16 protein-coding genes and 1 tRNA gene are annotated in these 16913 nt (G+C 64.7%); 15 read left to right on the top strand and 2 right to left on the bottom strand.

Features of this window, described 5'->3' with window-relative positions; all coding sequences use genetic code 11:
* Positions 1-31: 31 nt before the first annotated feature.
* Together ACNQQL_RS21095 and ACNQQL_RS21090 are read right to left on the bottom strand one after the other, a co-directional pair.
* Positions 32-673 (bottom strand): carbonic anhydrase, encoded by a 642-nt coding sequence (locus ACNQQL_RS21095; protein WP_347065431.1) that lies wholly within the window; start codon positions 671-673, stop codon positions 32-34.
* 381 nt (positions 674-1054) lie between these two features.
* Positions 1055-1567 (bottom strand): hypothetical protein, encoded by a 513-nt coding sequence (locus ACNQQL_RS21090; RefSeq protein WP_175962887.1) that lies wholly within the window; start codon positions 1565-1567, stop codon positions 1055-1057.
* Positions 1568-1736: 169 nt separating this feature from the next.
* On the opposite strand from ACNQQL_RS21090, the gene ACNQQL_RS21085 reads away from it, so the two are divergent.
* The 15 genes from ACNQQL_RS21085 (at position 1737) to nuoH (ending at position 16910) form a co-directional block, all read left to right on the top strand.
* Positions 1737-2996 carry a branched-chain amino acid ABC transporter substrate-binding protein gene (locus tag ACNQQL_RS21085; RefSeq protein WP_347065429.1) on the top strand — a complete coding sequence of 420 codons (1260 nt, stop codon included), beginning with the start codon at positions 1737-1739 and terminating at the stop codon, positions 2994-2996.
* 106 nt (positions 2997-3102) lie between these two features.
* On the top strand, positions 3103-3372 hold the full coding sequence (rpsO, locus tag ACNQQL_RS21080; RefSeq protein WP_006398792.1) for a 30S ribosomal protein S15: 270 nt from the start codon (positions 3103-3105) through the stop codon (positions 3370-3372).
* 291 nt (positions 3373-3663) lie between these two features.
* On the top strand, positions 3664-5811 hold the full coding sequence (gene pnp, locus ACNQQL_RS21075; protein ID WP_347065427.1) for a polyribonucleotide nucleotidyltransferase: 2148 nt from the start codon (positions 3664-3666) through the stop codon (positions 5809-5811).
* A gap of 147 nt (positions 5812-5958) precedes the next feature.
* The gene (locus ACNQQL_RS21070; protein WP_347065425.1) at positions 5959-6978 is read left to right on the top strand and encodes an NAD(P)H-quinone oxidoreductase; all 1020 of its coding nucleotides are present in this window, start codon (positions 5959-5961) and stop codon (positions 6976-6978) included.
* 141 nt (positions 6979-7119) lie between these two features.
* Positions 7120-7875 carry a triose-phosphate isomerase gene (tpiA, locus tag ACNQQL_RS21065; protein ID WP_347065423.1) on the top strand — a complete coding sequence of 252 codons (756 nt, stop codon included), beginning with the start codon at positions 7120-7122 and terminating at the stop codon, positions 7873-7875.
* Positions 7876-7947: 72 nt separating this feature from the next.
* On the top strand, positions 7948-8325 hold the full coding sequence (secG, locus tag ACNQQL_RS21060) for a preprotein translocase subunit SecG (protein ID WP_034184886.1): 378 nt from the start codon (positions 7948-7950) through the stop codon (positions 8323-8325).
* A 111-nt stretch (positions 8326-8436) separates the two neighbouring features.
* Positions 8437-8521, top strand: a tRNA-Leu gene (locus ACNQQL_RS21055).
* Positions 8522-8674: 153 nt separating this feature from the next.
* Entirely contained in the window at positions 8675-9034 is a 360-nt protein-coding gene (locus ACNQQL_RS21050; protein ID WP_006398798.1) for an NADH-quinone oxidoreductase subunit A, read from the top strand.
* 62 nt (positions 9035-9096) lie between these two features.
* Complete coding sequence (locus tag ACNQQL_RS21045; RefSeq protein WP_006398799.1) at positions 9097-9576, top strand: NuoB/complex I 20 kDa subunit family protein; 480 nt, start codon at positions 9097-9099, stop codon at positions 9574-9576.
* Between the two features lie 21 nt (positions 9577-9597).
* Positions 9598-10200, top strand: a complete 603-nt coding sequence (locus tag ACNQQL_RS21040) for an NADH-quinone oxidoreductase subunit C (RefSeq protein WP_347065420.1) — start codon at positions 9598-9600, stop codon at positions 10198-10200.
* Positions 10201-10209: 9 nt separating this feature from the next.
* The gene (locus ACNQQL_RS21035; protein WP_111016514.1) at positions 10210-11463 is read left to right on the top strand and encodes an NADH-quinone oxidoreductase subunit D; all 1254 of its coding nucleotides are present in this window, start codon (positions 10210-10212) and stop codon (positions 11461-11463) included.
* Positions 11464-11637: 174 nt separating this feature from the next.
* Positions 11638-12123: an NADH-quinone oxidoreductase subunit NuoE gene (gene nuoE, locus ACNQQL_RS21030; protein WP_006756903.1), complete on the top strand. Its 486-nt coding sequence runs from the start codon at positions 11638-11640 to the stop codon at positions 12121-12123.
* Positions 12120-13430, top strand: coding sequence for an NADH-quinone oxidoreductase subunit NuoF (gene nuoF, locus ACNQQL_RS21025; RefSeq protein ID WP_034184889.1), 1311 nt, complete (start codon positions 12120-12122; stop codon positions 13428-13430). Before nuoE ends, nuoF begins: the two co-directional genes overlap by 4 nt.
* An 81-nt stretch (positions 13431-13511) precedes the next feature.
* Positions 13512-15842 carry an NADH-quinone oxidoreductase subunit NuoG gene (nuoG, locus tag ACNQQL_RS21020; protein WP_034184890.1) on the top strand — a complete coding sequence of 777 codons (2331 nt, stop codon included), beginning with the start codon at positions 13512-13514 and terminating at the stop codon, positions 15840-15842.
* On the top strand, positions 15843-16910 hold the full coding sequence (gene nuoH / locus ACNQQL_RS21015) for an NADH-quinone oxidoreductase subunit NuoH (RefSeq protein WP_072440695.1): 1068 nt from the start codon (positions 15843-15845) through the stop codon (positions 16908-16910).
* Positions 16911-16913: the final 3 nt, after the last annotated feature.

Genomic DNA, 16913 nt, shown 5'->3' with positions numbered 1-16913 from the left:
GGCGATTTCGTTGGCATAGGGGACGGGGGAATCAGCCGAGCGCGGCGGCCGTAGCGGCCTGCGCGGGCTCGACATTGGCAGGCGGCGTCGCGTAGCCGGAATCGAGTTCCTGCAGGCGGCCGTCGGCGAGCGAAAAGATCCAGCCGTGCACGAGCGGCGGCCGTTCCCGGCCGCGCACGATCGGCGACGCGCGCAGCAGCCGTACCTGTTCGAGCACGTTCAGCTCGGCGAGGCGGTCGGCGGCGGCCGTGTCGTCGAGCCCGTCGAGCGTGTCGCGATGGCGCCGCGCGAGCGCGCAGAGCGGTGCGATGCGGCGCGCGACGTGCGGCAGCTCGGACGGCGGCGGCAGCAGAGACGCGCGCACGCCGCCGCACCCGTAGTGCCCGCACACGATCACATGGTCGACCTGCAGCACGCGCACCGCGTACTCGAGCACGCTGGCGGAATTGTCGTCGTCGGGATGGAACAGGTTTGCGATGTTGCGATGGACGAACAGCTCGCCGGGCGCGCTATGCGTGATGGTTTCGGCGGGCACGCGGCTGTCCGAGCATCCGATCCACAGCACGCGCGGATTCTGGCCGCGCGCGAGCGCGTCGAAAAAGCCGGGCGTGTGTTCGCGCGTCTCGCGGGCCCAGGCAATGTTGGCAACCAGCATGCTCTTGGGGCGGTTCATGAGGACTCCTTTATGACAAAGGCAAATAAATATCGGCCGAAATGGCGCAATAGGATTCTTTCTGAATTGAAAGGTTGAATTTCGACTGATATTAGGGGTATGCCCTAGCACTTCGGGTGTGTTGAAACAAATTGTTTCAAATTGGATTGGTGTAGTGCATTGCGTGCACCAACCCAACGCATGACATGCATTGCGCATGCCTGTTTCCGCGCAGAGGCCCTCATGACGGGGATTTCAGCTTATTGGCATCGGAATGTCATCGATCGGAAAAGATTTCCGTCGTATTTCCTGAATTAATTGGATGGCGGAAAAAAGGAATGGCCGTTCACGCAATAATTCGTGAATGGCCATTGTGAAAATTGCGCGTAAATGCGTAATCGGTCAGAACAGGTTGCGGCGATCGGGATCGTGCAGCGGGTCCGGCGTTTTCTGCGTGATGCGCAGGATGCCCTGCGGATCGAAGTAGAAGCTGTACATCATGTACCAGACGTTGTCCTCGAGATACCGGTACGTCCACACCTCGCGCTTCATCAGCGGGAAGTAGGACGTCTCGACGGGGCGCCCGAAATTGACGAGGACATCGGTCTTCGTCCACTTGCCGATCTCCGCACGATAGAACTCGCTCGGCTGCAGCACCTGGCGCACGTTGACGATCTTGTGGGACGCGTCGACGTCGGCCGCGATCGTGACCTCGCCCATCGGCTGTGTCGGCCACATCAGGCGCTTGCCGCCGCCGGGCAGGTCGTAGATCTCGCGCGGCGGACCCATGCGCGCGACGATCGCCGACTCGTCCTGGCCCGCCTGGTATTGCTGCCACGGTTGCGCACAACCGGCCAGCAGCGCGGCGGCACAGGCGAGCAGCACCGGCAGGCGCGCGGGAATGCGTATGCGCATGGGGATTCTCCAGAATACGGAAACAGGTTCCGTTTTATCACGGACGGCGCGCCACGGCACATCGCGTCGAAAAAATCGGTACGGATCGCGGGCGCTGCCGCGCTTGCGGCCGGCGGGGGCGCCGGCCTATGATCCGCGCTTCTCGGGCAGATCGAAGGGCAGGTAGCCGATGCAGGGGTGGAAGCGGTGCGCGCTCGCGTTGAGCGCGGGGTGGATGCTGGTGTCGTCCGCGTTTGCCGGCGGCGAGCCGGTGCGGATCGTGCTGATCGAAGGGATGTCGGGCCCGTTCGCGAACGCCGGCGCGGCGGTCGAGCGCAACCTGCGCTTCGGCGTCGAGCAGGTCAACGCGTCGGGCGGCGTGAAGCTGCGCGACGGCGCGCATCCGCTCGAACTCGTCGTGCTCGACAGCAAGGGCAGCCCGGAGGAGGCGCTCGTGCAGTTGCGCGCGGCCGCGGACCGGCATATCGGTTTCGTCGCGCAGGGCAACAGTTCGGCCGTCGCGGCCGTACTCGTCGCGGCGCTCGACAAGCTGAACGCACGCGACCCGGACAACCGGATGCTGTTCCTCAACTATTCGGCCGACGATCCGGCGCTGACCGGCGCGCGCTGCAGTTTCTGGCATTTCCGCTTCGACGCGCACGCGGGGATGCGGATGGCCGCGCTCGCGGACGTGATGGCGCGCGACCGCGCGCTGCGCAAGGTCTATCTGCTGAACCAGGACTACAGTTTCGGCCGCGACGTCAGCACGCTCGCGCGGCAGACGCTGGCCGCGCGGCGCCCGGACGTGACGATCGCCGGCGACGAATTCCACCCGATCGGCCGGATCAAGGATTTCTCGCCGTATATCGCGAAGATCCGCGCGAGCGGCGCGGACGCCGTCGTGACCGGCAACTGGGGCAACGACCTCACGCTGCTCGTGAAGGCGGCGCGCGAGCAGGGGCTGAATGCGAAGTTCTACACGTTCTACGGCAACAGCCTCGGCGCGCCGGCCGCGCTCGGCGATGCGGGCGTCGGGCGGGTCGTCGCCGTGGCGGACTGGCACCCGAACGCGGGCGTCGCGAAATCCGACGCGTTCTACCGCGCGTTCCGGACCCGTTTCCCGGCCGCGCAGGACGACTATCCGGTACGGCGAATGAGCGTGATGGTCGAAATGCTGGCCGCCGCGATGAACCGCGCGGGGTCGGCCGATCCTGTCGCGGTCGCGCGTGCGTTCGAGGGCTTGTCGTTCGACGACGGCTTCCACGCGTCGCGGATGCGCGCGCAGGATCACCAGTTGATCCAGCCCCTTTACGTGATGGAGATGGACAAGGCCGGCACGCCGGGCGTGCGCTTCGACAACGAGGGTTCCGGCTACGGTTTCCGGACGGTGCTGGCGGTACCGGCGCAGCGCACGGAAATGCCGTCTGCCTGTTCGATGACGCGCCCGTGACAGGGGCGGTGGGAACGGTGTGGAGTTGTGTTACAATGCCCGCCGGTTGTAAGTCACGGCACGGCCATTCTTCCGTGTCCGCCTGTTCAGTTAGAAAGGAAATCACATGTCTGTTGCAGATATCAAGAAGTCGGAAGTCGTTGCTCAGTTCGCCCGCGGTACCAACGACACGGGGTCGCCCGAAGTCCAGGTCGCACTGCTGACCGCACGTATCGTCGAACTGACGGGTCACTTCAAGACCCACGCGAAGGATCACCACAGCCGCCGCGGCCTGCTGCGCATGGTTAGCCGCCGCCGCAAGCTGCTCGACTACCTCAAGGGCAAGGATGCCGACCGTTACCGCGCACTGATCGAGAAGCTGGGTCTGCGCAAGTAATCGAGGCGATTGCCGCCAGCAAGATGCCTGTGTCAGTCCGCTGATACAGGCATTTTGTTTTTGCGCGGTGCGTAGCGTCACACGCACCGCAGGCTGTCAGGCACGTTGGTGCCGGGCTGCCGGAACGGCTGATACCGGGGTCGGGATTTGTGTCATTCCAGCGCGTCGCTGCCTGAGCGCCGCGCTGGAATGGCATAAAAAACACACCTTGCTCCGGGTGATTCGGTCGGGACGCCGCCGCGCGGGATGGCCCGTACGGCGAATGAAATGCATGAATTCAAAGGAGCAACCATGTCCATGTTCAACAAGGTCGTGAAGGAATTCCAGTGGGGCCAGCACAAGGTGCGCCTCGAAACCGGTGAAGTCGCTCGCCAGGCAAGCGGCGCCGTGATCGTCGACGTCGAAGACACCGTCGTGCTGGCAACTGTCGTCGGCGCGAAGTCGGCGAAGCCGGGTCAGGATTTCTTCCCGCTGACCGTCGACTACCTCGAAAAGACCTACTCCGCCGGCAAGATCCCGGGCGGCTTCTTCCGCCGGGAAGGCCGTCCGTCGGAGCACGAGACGCTGACGTCGCGCCTGATCGATCGTCCGCTGCGCCCGCTGTTCCCGGAAGGCTTCTACAACGAAGTCCAGGTCGTGATCCACGTGCTGTCCGTGAACCCGGAAATCCCGGCGGACATCCCCGCGCTGATCGGCGCATCGGCTGCGCTCGCCGTATCGGGCCTGCCGTTCAACGGCCCTGTCGGTGCCGCGCGCGTCGCGTACATCGACAACGCCTACGTGCTGAACCCGACACGCGACCAGATCAAGGCGTCGAGCCTCGACCTCGTCGTCGCGGGTACGGAACGCGCGGTGCTGATGGTCGAATCGGAAGCCGACCAACTGTCGGAAGACGTGATGCTGGGCGCCGTGGTGTTCGGCCACGAGCAGATGCAAGTGGCGATCGACGCGATCCACGAACTGGTGCGCGAAGGCGGCAAGCCCGAGTGGGACTGGCAGCCGGCGCCGAAGAACGAGGCGCTGATCGCGCGCGTGACCGAGTTGGCGCAGAACGACCTGCTCGCCGCTTACCAGCTCCGCGACAAGCAGGCTCGCTCGACGAAGCTGAAGGAAGTCTATTCGGCGACTTCGGCGAAGCTCGAGGAAGACGCGCTGGCGGCCGGCACGGTTGCAGCCGACAAGGCCACCGTCGGCAACGTCCTGTTCGACATCGAGGCAAGGATCGTCCGTTCGCAGATCCTGAACGGCGAGCCGCGCATCGACGGCCGCGACACGCGCACCGTGCGCCCGATCGAGATCCGCACCGGCGTGCTGCCGCGCACCCACGGCTCGGCGCTGTTCACGCGCGGCGAGACGCAGGCGCTGGTCGTCGCGACGCTCGGCACGAAGGGTGACGAGCAGATCATCGACGCGCTCGAAGGCGAGTACCGCGAGCGCTTCATGCTCCACTACAACATGCCTCCGTTCGCGACCGGCGAAACGGGTCGCGTCGGCTCGCCGAAGCGCCGTGAAATCGGTCACGGCCGCCTCGCGAAGCGTGCGCTGGTCAAGTGCCTGCCGAGCGCCGACGAATTCGGCTACTCGATCCGCGTCGTGTCGGAAATCACCGAGTCGAACGGTTCGTCGTCGATGGCATCGGTGTGCGGCGGCTGCCTCGCGCTGATGGACGCCGGCGTGCCGATGAAGGCGCACGTCGCGGGCATCGCGATGGGCCTGATCCTCGAAGGCAACAAGTTCGCGGTGCTGACCGACATCCTCGGCGACGAAGATCACCTCGGCGACATGGACTTCAAGGTGGCCGGCACGGAGCAAGGCGTTACGGCGCTGCAGATGGACATCAAGATCCAGGGCATCACGAAGGAAATCATGCAGGTCGCGCTCGCGCAGGCGAAGGAAGGCCGCATGCACATCCTCGGCAAGATGACGTCGGCGGTTTCGGGCGCGAACACGCAACTGTCGGAATTCGCACCGCGCATGATCACGATCAAGATCAACCCGGAAAAGATCCGCGACGTGATCGGCAAGGGCGGTTCGGTGATCCGCGCGCTGACGGAAGAAACGGGCACGACCATCGACATCTCGGACGACGGCGTCGTGACGATCGCGAGCACGAACAGCGACGGCATGGCCGAAGCGAAGAAGCGCATCGAGAACATCACGGCGGAGATCGAAGTCGGCCAGGTGTACGAAGGCACGGTGCTGAAGCTGCTCGATTTCGGCGCGATCGTGAACCTGCTGCCGGGCAAGGACGGCCTGCTGCACATCTCGGAAATCGTCAACGAGCGTGTGAAGGACATCAACGACTACCTGAAGGAAGGCCAGCAGGTCAAGGTCAAGGTGATCCAGACGGACGAGAAGGGTCGCGTGCGTCTGTCGGCAAAGGCGCTGCTGAATGAAGCAGCGGCTGCGTCGCAGTCGGACGCGCCGCCGCAGCAGTAAGCGGGCAGGCGGACCAACGGCCGGCTGTGCGAAAGCGCGCCGGCCGTTTTTTCTGTAGCATCGTTGTGCGGCGCAACAGCGCCGGCGAGGCGCCCGTGCCGCGCGCACGGCGAGCCATCCGATTCCGATCCTGGAGCCACCGTCACCATGAAAGCCATCGAAATCACCGAATTCGGCGCCCCCGACGTGCTGAAGCTTGCGGAGCGTCCGCGCCCCGAACCGAAGCGCGGCGAGGTGCTGATCAAGGTGGCGGCTTCCGGCGTGAACCGGCCCGACGTATTCCAGCGCAAGGGCGCCTATGCGCCGCCGCCGGGCGCGTCGGATCTGCCGGGCCTCGAGGTCGCGGGCGAGATCGTCGGCGGCGACCTGTCCGATGCCGCGCTGAACCCGTTCGGCCTGAAGCTTGGTGATCGCGTGTGTGCGCTGCTCGCGGGCGGCGGTTATGCCGAGTATGCGGTTGCACCGCTGCCGCAATGCCTGCCGGTGCCCGACGGGCTCACCGATATCGAGGCCGCGTCGCTGCCCGAAACGTTCTTCACCGTATGGAGCAACGTGTTCGACCGTGCGCAGCTCGGCGCGGGCGAGGGGGGCGAGCAGGAAACGCTGCTCGTGCAGGGCGGCTCGAGCGGCATCGGCGTGACGGCGATCCAGATCGCGCATGCGCTCGGTTTTCGCGTGTTCGCGACGGCCGGCACTGCCGACAAGTGCCGTGCGTGCGAGGCGCTCGGCGCGGAGCGCGCAATCAACTACAAGACCGAAGACTTCGTCGAGGTCGTGAAGTCGCTGACGCATGATCGCGGCGTCGACGTGATCCTCGACATGGTGGCGGGCTCGTACGTGCCGCGCGAGCTGTCCGCGCTCGCGGACGGCGGCCGTCTCGTGCTGATCGCGCTGCTCGGCGGCGCGAAGGCCGACGTCAACCTGAGCGAGATCCTGCGGCGCCGGCTGACGGTCACGGGTTCCACGCTGCGGCCGCGCCCGGTCGAGTTCAAGGCGCGCATCGCCGCGCAACTGAAGGCGCGCGTGTGGCCGCTGATCGCAGACGGCCGCATCAAGCCGGTGATCTATCGTGTGCTGCCGGCCGCGGACGCCGCGCAGGCGCACGCGCTGATGGAAAGCAGCGAGCACACCGGCAAGATCGTGCTCGATTGGGGTACGAACGCCTGACGGCCCGTGCGGGCGGGCTTGACATGCGCGGTTTGACCGGTTCAAGCCGTGCGCAGTAAAATCGCGGGTTTGCTTCGCCAGATCAAACCTGACGGCCGGTTTCCGGTGCGTCAATGACACAGTAGTGACGAGACAGACACGATGTCGAAACAGAGAACTAAGCGGGTGATCGGCAACTGGAAGATGCACGGCCGGTTGGCCAGCAACCAGGCGTTGCTGAACGAAGTGGTGCAGAGCGCGGGCGCGGTGGCGGCCGAAACGTCGGTCGGCGTGTGCGTGCCGTTCCCCTATCTCGCGCAGGTTCAGGCGCAGCTCGACGGCGGCCGTGTCGCCTGGGGTGCACAGGACGTGTCCGCGCACGAGCAGGGTGCGTTCACCGGCGAAGTGGCGGCCGCGATGGTTGCGGAATTCGGCGCACGCTATGCGATCGTCGGCCACTCGGAGCGTCGCGCGTATCACGGCGAGCGCAACGAGACGGTCGCGGCGAAGGCGCAGCGCGCGCTCGCGGCCGGTCTCACGCCGGTCGTGTGCGTCGGCGAGACGCTCGACGAGCGCGAGTCGGGCGCGACCGAGCAGGTCGTCGGTGCGCAGCTCGACGCGGTGCTGGCCGTGCTGACGGCCGACGAGGCTGCGCGCATCGTCGTCGCGTACGAGCCGGTCTGGGCGATCGGCACGGGCAAGAGCGCGACGTCGGCGCAGGCACAGGACGTGCACGCGTTCCTGCGTGCGCGTCTCGCGGCAAAGGGTGCGGCGGACGTATCCGTGCTGTACGGCGGCAGCGTGAAGCCGGACAACGCGGAAGAGCTGTTCGCGCAGCCGGACATCGACGGCGGCCTGATCGGCGGCGCGTCGCTGAAGGCGGAAGATTTCCTGGCGATCTGCCGGGCCGCGCGTTGAGCGGTCCGCGATCGAATTGAACCATGACGGCGGCCGGTCGATCCGGTCGCCCGATCCAATCGGGTGGGTGTGATGCTGTTATTCAAGACGCTGATTATTGTGGTGCAGGTGCTGTCTGCACTCGGTGTGATTGGTCTCGTGCTGCTGCAGCACGGCAAGGGTGCCGACATGGGCGCTGCATTCGGCAGCGGCGCGTCGGGCAGCCTGTTCGGTGCGACGGGCTCGGCGAACTTCCTGTCGCGCACGACGGGCATTCTCGCGACGATCTTTTTTATCGCGACGCTCGCGCTGACGTACCTCGGCTCGTACAAGTCGACGCCGTCGGCAGGCGTGCTCGGCGCGGCTGCGACCGCGCCGGCATCGGCGCCTGCGGCGTCGGCGCCGGCCGTTGCGGCATCCGCTGCCGCGGGTTCGGCTGCAAGCGCGCCGGGCCAGGACGTCCCGAAATAAAGAGTTAAATTTTTTGCGTTTGTGCGTTGAACAATTCTAGAAGTCAGGTTAGAATTTAAGTCTTGAAGCGATTCGCGGGAAACAAGCAGCACAACCCGAGTTGCATGCAGTGCCGACGTGGTGAAATTGGTAGACACGCTATCTTGAGGGGGTAGTGGCGAAAGCTGTGCGAGTTCGAGTCTCGCCGTCGGCACCAAAGTTACTCAATGCCAGCCGCTTCCAGTGGCTGGCATTTTTCATTTCTGGGGTGTGCTTGCGGTTGTCTTGCGATCGCCTGCACTCCGAAATGATTCCTTCCGCCGGAAGTGGTATTCTCCGGACGCTCAGAACCAACCGATAGAGGATTGCCTTGAACCTCGCAGCCTATTACCCCGTCTTGTTGTTCCTCCTCGTGGGCACTGGTTTAGGTATAGCGCTGGTCAGCATCGGCAAGCTCCTGGGTCCCAACAAGCCGGACGTCGAGAAGAACGCACCATACGAGTGCGGCTTCGAAGCCTTTGAAGACGCCCGGATGAAATTCGACGTCCGGTATTACCTCGTCGCCATCCTGTTCATCATCTTCGATCTCGAAACCGCATTCCTGTTTCCGTGGGGCGTCGCGCTCCGGGACATCGGCTGGCCGGGTTTCATCGCAATGATGATTTTTCTGCTCGAATTCCTGCTGGGCTTTGCCTATATCTGGAAGAAAGGCGGGCTCGACTGGGAGTGATGGGTTAATCGCCGGTTTGCATGGGCGGCCACGCTCGGTCGCTCGTCTGGAGTGGAAAGCAAATGAGTATCGAAGGGGTCTTGAAGGAAGGGTTTGTCACCACGACGGCTGACAAGCTGATCAACTGGACGCGTACCGGCTCGCTGTGGCCGATGACGTTCGGGCTCGCGTGTTGCGCCGTCGAGATGATGCATGCGGGCGCAGCCCGTTACGATCTGGACCGGTTCGGCGTCGTGTTTCGTCCGAGCCCGCGTCAGTCGGACGTGATGATCGTTGCCGGCACGCTCTGCAACAAGATGGCGCCCGCGCTGCGCCGCGTGTACGACCAGATGGCCGAGCCGCGCTGGGTGATCTCGATGGGGTCGTGCGCGAACGGCGGTGGTTACTACCACTACTCGTACTCGGTGGTCCGCGGCTGCGACCGGATCGTGCCGGTCGACGTCTACGTGCCGGGCTGCCCGCCCACGGCCGAGGCGCTGGTCTACGGCGTGATCCAGCTTCAGGCGAAGATCCGCCGCACCAATACCATCGCCCGTCAATAAAGCCCCGAGCGTCCCCTCAATATGGCAAGCAAAATCGAGACCCTCAAGGCAAACCTCGCAGCCGCGCTCGGCGCGCGCGTGGTGAGCCTCACCGAAGCGATCGGTGAACTGACGCTCGTCGTGAAGGCGAGCGATTACCTCGAAGTCGCAAAAACGCTGCGCGACGATCCGAAGCTCCGTTTCGAGCAACTGATCGATCTCTGCGGCGTCGACTACCAGACCTTCGGCGACGGCGCCTACGACGGCCCGCGCTTCGCGGCCGTGTCGCACCTGCTGTCGGTCACGAACAACTGGCGCCTGCGCCTGCGCGCGTTCGCGCCGGACGACGACCTGCCGATCGTGGCATCGCTGGTCGACATCTGGACCTCCGCGAACTGGTACGAGCGTGAAGCGTTCGACCTGTATGGCATCGTGTTCGAAGGCCACCCCGACCTGCGCCGCATCCTCACCGACTACGGCTTCATCGGCCACCCGTTCCGCAAGGACTTCCCGGTGTCGGGTTATGTCGAAATGCGTTACGACCCGGAAGAGAAGCGGGTCGTGTACCAGCCGGTGACGATCGAGCCGCGCGAAATCACGCCGCGCGTGATCCGCGAGGATCGCTATGGCGGTCTGAAACATTAAGGGGGCGTCATGGCAGAAATCAAGAACTACACGCTCAACTTCGGCCCGCAGCACCCGGCAGCGCACGGCGTGCTGCGCCTCGTGCTCGAGCTCGACGGCGAAGTCATCCAGCGTGCCGATCCGCACATCGGCCTGCTGCACCGCGCGACCGAAAAGCTCGCGGAATCCAAGACCTTCATCCAGTCCGTGCCGTACATGGATCGTCTCGACTACGTGTCGATGATGGTCAACGAGCACGGCTACGTGCTCGCGATCGAAAAGCTGCTCGGCATCGACGTGCCGGAGCGCGCGCAGTACATCCGCGTGCTGTTCGACGAGATCACGCGCGTGCTGAACCACCTGATGTGGATCGGCGCGCACGCACTCGACGTCGGCGCGATGGCCGTGTTCCTGTATGCATTCCGCGAACGCGAAGACCTGATGGACGTGTACGAAGCGGTGTCCGGCGCGCGGATGCACGCGGCGTATTATCGTCCGGGCGGCGTCTACCGCGACCTGCCTGACGCAATGCCGCAATACAAGGCGTCGAAGATTCGCAACGAGAAGGCGCTCGCGAAGATGAACGAAGCGCGCAGCGGCTCGGTGCTCGACTTCATCGACGACTTCTTCACGCGCTTCCCGAAGTGCGTCGACGAATACGAAACGCTGCTCACCGACAACCGGATCTGGAAGCAGCGTCTGGTCGGGATCGGCGTGGTCAGCCCCGAACGTGCGCTGCAGATGGGCATGACGGGCCCGATGCTGCGCGGCTCGGGCATCGCGTGGGACCTGCGCAAGAAGCAGCCGTACGAAGTGTACGATCGCATGGATTTCGACGTGCCGGTCGGCGTGAACGGCGATTGCTACGACCGCTATCTGGTGCGCGTCGAAGAAATGCGCCAGTCGATCCGCATCGCGAAACAGTGTATTGAGTGGCTCCGCAAGAATCCGGGCCCGGTGATGACGGACAATCACAAGGTTGCACCGCCGTCGCGCGTCGGCATGAAGACCAACATGGAAGACTTGATTCACCACTTCAAGCTCTTCACCGAAGGTTTCCATGTGCCGGAAGGCGAAGCGTACGCGGCGGTCGAGCATCCGAAGGGCGAGTTCGGCATCTACCTCGTGTCGGACGGTGCCAACAAGCCGTATCGCCTCAAGATTCGCGCACCGGGTTTCGCGCACCTGGCGTCGCTCGACGAAATGGCGCGCGGTCACATGATCGCCGACGCCGTCACGATCATCGGTACGCAGGACATCGTGTTCGGCGAGATCGATCGCTAATGGTTGCGCCGCCCGTTTGCTCCGGGCGGCGAGCGGTAAGTCACACGCGATGCGCGCTGAACCGGCGCGACTTCGCAAGCTGTCAACAGAGTGAGCGCCAGGTCTGCCGTCCATGCACCCCAAGTGTGCGGCAGGTTCTTCGTTCGGTAGGAATTGAAAGAGTCGTGTCTGAAAATGATCTCAGCTGAAGGCCTGAAGGAAATCGATCGAGCGTTGACGAAGTATCCCGCCGATCAGAAACAGTCCGCCGTGATGTCGGCGTTGGCCGTTGCTCAGGAAGAGCACGGCTGGCTGTCGCCCGAACTGATGCAGTTCGTTGCGGACTATCTCGGCATGCCGGCCGTCGCCGTGCAGGAAGTCGCGACGTTCTACACGATGTACGAGCTCAACCCGGTCGGCAAGCACAAGATCACGCTCTGCACGAACCTGCCGTGTCAGCTTGGCCCGCACGGCGGCGCGGAAGCGACTGCCGACTACCTGAAACAGAAGCTGGGCATCGGCTTCGGCGAAACCACGCCCGACGGCAAGTTCACGCTGAAGGAAGGCGAATGCATGGGCTCGTGCGGCGATGCGCCGGTGCTGCTGGTGAACAATCACAGAATGTGCAGCTTCATGAGCCGCGAGAAGATCGACCAGCTGCTTGAGGAGCTCTCGAAATGACGTCCCTCCACGACCGTCACATCAAACCGCTGATCCTCGCCGGTCTGAACGGCGAGAACTGGCATCTCGAAGACTACGTCGCGCGCGGCGGCTACAAGCAGCTGCGCCGCATTCTCGAAGAAAAGATTCCGCCCGAGCAGGTGATCGCCGACGTCAAGGCGTCGGGCCTGCGCGGCCGTGGCGGTGCGGGCTTCCCGACCGGCCTGAAGTGGAGCTTCATGCCGCGCCAGTTCCCGGGGCAGAAATACCTCGTCTGCAACTCGGACGAAGGCGAGCCGGGCACGTTCAAGGATCGCGACATCCTGCGCTGGAACCCGCACGCGTTGATCGAAGGCATGGCCATCGGCGCATACGCGATGGGCATCACCGTCGGCTACAACTACATCCACGGCGAAATCTTCGAAGTGTATCGACGCTTCGAGGCCGCGCTCGATGAAGCGCGCGCCGCAGGCTTCCTCGGCGACCACATCATGGGCTCCGAATTCTCGTTCCAGCTGCACGCGCACCACGGTTACGGCGCGTACATCTGCGGCGAGGAAACGGCGCTGCTCGAGTCGCTCGAAGGCAAGAAGGGCCAGCCGCGCTTCAAGCCGCCGTTCCCGGCGAGCTTCGGCGTGTACGGCAAGCCGACCACGATCAACAACACCGAGACGTTCGCCGCGGTGCCGTTCCTGCTGTCCATCGGGCCGCAGAATTATCTCGAGATCGGCAAGCCGAACAACGGCGGCACGAAGATTTTCTCGGTGTCGGGCGACGTCGAGCGTCCGGGCAACTACGAAGTGCCGCTCGGCACGCCGTTCGCGACGCTGATGGAGCTCGCCGGCGGAATGCGCGGCGGCAAGAAGATCAAGGCCGTGATTCCGGGCGGTTCGTCGGCGCCGGTGATCCCGGGCGACATCATGATGCAGACCGATCTCGACTACGATTCGATCGCGAAGGCGGGCTCGATGCTCGGCTCCGGCGCGGTGATCGTGATGGACGAGACGCGTTGCATGGTGCGCTCGCTGCTGCGCCTGTCGTACTTCTACTACGAGGAATCGTGCGGCCAGTGCACGCCGTGCCGCGAAGGCACCGGCTGGCTGTATCGCGTCGTGAACCGTATCGAGCACGGCGAAGGCCGCCAGGAAGATCTGGACCTGCTGAACTCGGTTGCCGAGAACATCATGGGCCGCACGATCTGTGCGCTCGGCGATGCGGCGGCGATGCCGGTACGCGGGATGCTCAAGCACTACTGGGACGAATTCGCGTACCACGTCGAGCACAAGCACTGCATGGTCGGCGGCCACGCGCACGCGGCTGCGGCCTGAAGCGAACCGGTTGCGGAATTTGAGCGCACGGTCGGGCGAAGGCGCGAACGGGCGGAAATAGGTTAAGGACCATTCACCATCATGGTTGAACTTGAAATAGACGGCAAGAAGGTCGAGGTGCCCGAAGGCAGCATGGTGATCCAGGCTGCGCACAAGGCGGATACGTACATTCCTCACTTCTGCTATCACAAGAAACTGTCGGTAGCGGCCAACTGCCGGATGTGTCTCGTCGAAGTCGAGAAGATGCCGAAGGCCGTGCCTGCCTGCGCGACTCCCGTATCGGCCGGCATGATCGTCCACACGCAGTCCGACAAGGCCGTGAAGGCGCAGCAGTCGGTGATGGAATTCCTCCTCATCAATCACCCGCTCGATTGCCCGATCTGCGATCAGGGCGGCGAATGCCAGCTGCAGGATCTGGCGGTCGGCTACGGCAAGTCGTCGTCGCGCTACTCGGAAGAAAAGCGCGTGGTGTTCCACAAGAACGTGGGCCCGCTGATCTCGATGGAAGAAATGTCGCGCTGCATTCACTGCACGCGCTGCGTCCGCTTCGGCCAGGAAATCGCCGGCGTGATGGAGTTCGGCATGCTGGGCCGCGGCGAGCATTCGGAAATCACGACGTTCGTCGGCAAGACGGTCGACTCCGAGATGTCGGGCAACATGATCGACCTGTGCCCGGTCGGCGCGCTGACCAGCAAGCCGTTCCGCTACAGCGCCCGGACGTGGGAACTGTCGCGCCGCAAGTCGGTGAGCCCGCACGATTCCGTCGGCGCGAACCTCGTCGTGCAGGTGAAGAACAACCGCGTGATGCGCGTGCTGCCGTTCGAGAACGAAGCGATCAACGAATGCTGGATCTCGGACAAGGACCGCTTCTCGTACGAAGGCCTCAACAGCGAAGAGCGCCTGACGAAGCCGATGCTGAAGCAGGGTGGCCAGTGGATCGAAACGGACTGGCAGACCGCGCTCGAATATGTCGCGAAGGGCCTGAAGGGCATCGCCGCGGATCACGGCGCGAACGCGCTGGCGATGCTCGCGAGCGCGCACAGCACCGCCGAAGAGCTGTTCCTCGTGAAGCAGCTCGCACACGAACTGAAGACGCCGAACGTCGATTTCCGTCTGCGTCAGCAGGATTTCTCGGCGCCGGTCCAGGGCGCGCCGTGGCTCGGCATGCCGATCGCCGACCTGTCGAACGTGGACGCCGCGTTCGTCGTCGGTTCGTTCCTGCGCCGCGACCACCCGCTGTTCGCCGCCCGCCTGCGCCAGGCCGCGAAGAACGGCGCGAAGCTGCACTTCCTGCACGCAACGGGTGACGACGCACTGATCCCGACCGCGCAGCGCATCGTTGCCGCGCCGTCGGCATGGCTCGACGAGCTGGCCGGCATCGCCGCGGCCGTCGCGCAACTGCGCGGCGTCGCGCTGCCCGACACGCTCGCCGGCGTCACCGCATCGCCGGCCGCCCAGGCGGTCGCGCAGTCGCTCGCGAACGGCGAGCGCCGCGCGGTGCTGCTCGGCAACGTCGCGGTCCGCCATCCGGAATTCGCGAAGCTGCACGCGGTCGCCCAGTGGATCGCCGACAATACCGGCGCCACGTTCGGCTTCCTGACGGAAGCGGCGAACACGGTCGGCGCGCACGTCGTCGGCGCGCTGCCGGGCGAAGGCGGCCTGAATGCACGCGAAGCGTTCGCGCAGCCGCGCAAGGGCTACGTGCTGCTGAACGTCGAACCGGAATTCGACACCGCCGACCCGGCGCAGGCGCTTGCCGCGCTGAACCAGGCGGAGATGGTCGTCGTGATGTCGCCGTTCAAGCACGGCCTCGACTACGCCGACGTGCTGCTGCCGGTTGCGCCGTTCACGGAAACGGCAGGCACGTTCGTCAACGCGGAAGGCACCGTGCAGAGCTTCAACGGCGTCGTGCGCCCGCTCGGCGATACGCGTCCGGCCTGGAAGGTGCTGCGCGTGCTCGGCAGCCTGCTCGGCCTGCCGAACTTCGAATACGAGACGGCGGAAGAAGTGCGTCTCGCGGCGCTCGGCGATGAAGGCGTCGCGGGCCGTCTGTCGAACCAGACGTCGGTCGCGCCGGCACGCGTCGCGGCGAATGCCGCGAACGGCGGCTTCGAGCGCCTGGCCGATGTGCCGATCTATCACGCCGACGCGCTCGTGCGCCGCGCAGGTGCACTGCACCTGACGGCCGCCGCGAAGGCGGCGAATGCCGCAGCCCTGCCGGCCGCGCTGTTCGACAAGCTGGGCTTGAAGGAAGGCGACGCCGTGCGCGTGCGCCAGGGCGAGCGTGCGGTGCAGTTGCCGGCCGTGCGCGACGCGAATCTTGCGGAGACGGTCGTTCGCGTGTCGGCGGCGACGCCTGCCGGCGCAGCGCTCGGCAGCCTGTCCGGTGAACTGGTGGTGGAGAAGGCGTAAATGAGCTTGTTCGATACGATCAACGCGGGCGGAGCCCAGCTTCTCGGCTTCGCGTGGCCGACGGTGTGGGCAATCGTGCGCATCCTCGTCGTCTCCGTCGTCATCCTGCTGTGCGTCGCGTACCTGATTCTGTGGGAACGCAAGCTGATCGGCTGGATGCACGTGCGTCTCGGCCCGAACCGCGTCGGCCCCGGCGGCCTGCTGCAGCCGATCGCCGACGTGCTGAAGCTGCTGCTGAAGGAAGTCATTCAGCCGAGCGCCGCCAGCCGCTGGCTGTACCTGATCGCGCCGGTCATGACCGTCGTGCCGGCATTCGCCGTGTGGGCCGTGATCCCGTTCCAGGCTCAGGCCGTGCTCGCGAACATCAACGCGGGCCTGCTGTACGCGATGGCGATCTCGTCGATCGGCGTGTACGCGGTGATTCTCGCGGGCTGGGCGTCGAACTCCAAGTACGCATTCCTCGGCGCGATGCGCGCCGCGGCGCAGATGGTCTCGTACGAAATCTCGATGGGCTTCGCGCTGGTGCTCGTGCTGATGACGGCCGGCAGCCTGAACATGTCGGAAATCGTCGGTTCGCAACAGCACGGCTTCTTCGCGGGCCACGGCGTGAACTTCCTGTCGTGGAACTGGCTGCCGCTCCTGCCGGCGTTCGTCGTCTACTTCATCTCGGGCATCGCCGAAACGAACCGTCACCCGTTCGACGTGGTGGAAGGTGAATCGGAAATCGTTGCCGGTCACATGATCGATTACTCGGGCATGGCGTTCGCGCTGTTCTTCCTCGCCGAGTACATCAACATGATCGTGATCTCGGCGCTGGCTGCGACGCTGTTCCTCGGCGGCTGGGATGCACCGTTCGAGTTCCTGTCGTTCATTCCTGGCATCTTCTGGCTGGTGCTGAAGGTCTTCGCACTGCTGTCGGTGTTCATCTGGGTTCGCGCGACGTTCCCGCGCTACCGTTACGACCAGATCATGCGTCTGGGCTGGAAGGTGTTCCTGCCCGTCACGGTGATCTGGGTGGTCGTGGTCGGCTTCTGGATGATGTCGCCGCTCAACATCTGGGTGAAGTAATCG

The sequence above is a fragment of the Burkholderia sp. LFS061 genome, from assembly GCF_047978125.1.
GTDB classification, from domain to species: domain Bacteria; phylum Pseudomonadota; class Gammaproteobacteria; order Burkholderiales; family Burkholderiaceae; genus Burkholderia; species Burkholderia pyrrocinia_C.
Note: the sequence above shows the minus strand (reverse complement) of the source record. Positions and strands in the feature narration are given on the sequence as shown.

What these genes read in the sequence shown, in the direction of transcription:
- ACNQQL_RS21095 (WP_347065431.1), bottom strand. Translation starts at nt 673, where the DNA reads ATGAACCGCCCCAAGAGCATGCTGGTTGCCAACATTGCCTGGGCCCGC.
- ACNQQL_RS21090 (WP_175962887.1), bottom strand. Translation starts at nt 1,567, where the DNA reads ATGCGCATACGCATTCCCGCGCGCCTGCCGGTGCTGCTCGCCTGTGCC.
- ACNQQL_RS21085 (WP_347065429.1), top strand. Translation starts at nt 1,737, where the DNA reads ATGCAGGGGTGGAAGCGGTGCGCGCTCGCGTTGAGCGCGGGGTGGATG.
- rpsO (WP_006398792.1), top strand. Translation starts at nt 3,103, where the DNA reads ATGTCTGTTGCAGATATCAAGAAGTCGGAAGTCGTTGCTCAGTTCGCC.
- pnp (WP_347065427.1), top strand. Translation starts at nt 3,664, where the DNA reads ATGTCCATGTTCAACAAGGTCGTGAAGGAATTCCAGTGGGGCCAGCAC.
- ACNQQL_RS21070 (WP_347065425.1), top strand. Translation starts at nt 5,959, where the DNA reads ATGAAAGCCATCGAAATCACCGAATTCGGCGCCCCCGACGTGCTGAAG.
- tpiA (WP_347065423.1), top strand. Translation starts at nt 7,120, where the DNA reads ATGTCGAAACAGAGAACTAAGCGGGTGATCGGCAACTGGAAGATGCAC.
- secG (WP_034184886.1), top strand. Translation starts at nt 7,948, where the DNA reads ATGCTGTTATTCAAGACGCTGATTATTGTGGTGCAGGTGCTGTCTGCA.
- ACNQQL_RS21045 (WP_006398799.1), top strand. Translation starts at nt 9,097, where the DNA reads ATGAGTATCGAAGGGGTCTTGAAGGAAGGGTTTGTCACCACGACGGCT.
- ACNQQL_RS21040 (WP_347065420.1), top strand. Translation starts at nt 9,598, where the DNA reads ATGGCAAGCAAAATCGAGACCCTCAAGGCAAACCTCGCAGCCGCGCTC.
- ACNQQL_RS21035 (WP_111016514.1), top strand. Translation starts at nt 10,210, where the DNA reads ATGGCAGAAATCAAGAACTACACGCTCAACTTCGGCCCGCAGCACCCG.
- nuoE (WP_006756903.1), top strand. Translation starts at nt 11,638, where the DNA reads ATGATCTCAGCTGAAGGCCTGAAGGAAATCGATCGAGCGTTGACGAAG.
- nuoF (WP_034184889.1), top strand. Translation starts at nt 12,120, where the DNA reads ATGACGTCCCTCCACGACCGTCACATCAAACCGCTGATCCTCGCCGGT.
- nuoG (WP_034184890.1), top strand. Translation starts at nt 13,512, where the DNA reads ATGGTTGAACTTGAAATAGACGGCAAGAAGGTCGAGGTGCCCGAAGGC.
- nuoH (WP_072440695.1), top strand. Translation starts at nt 15,843, where the DNA reads ATGAGCTTGTTCGATACGATCAACGCGGGCGGAGCCCAGCTTCTCGGC.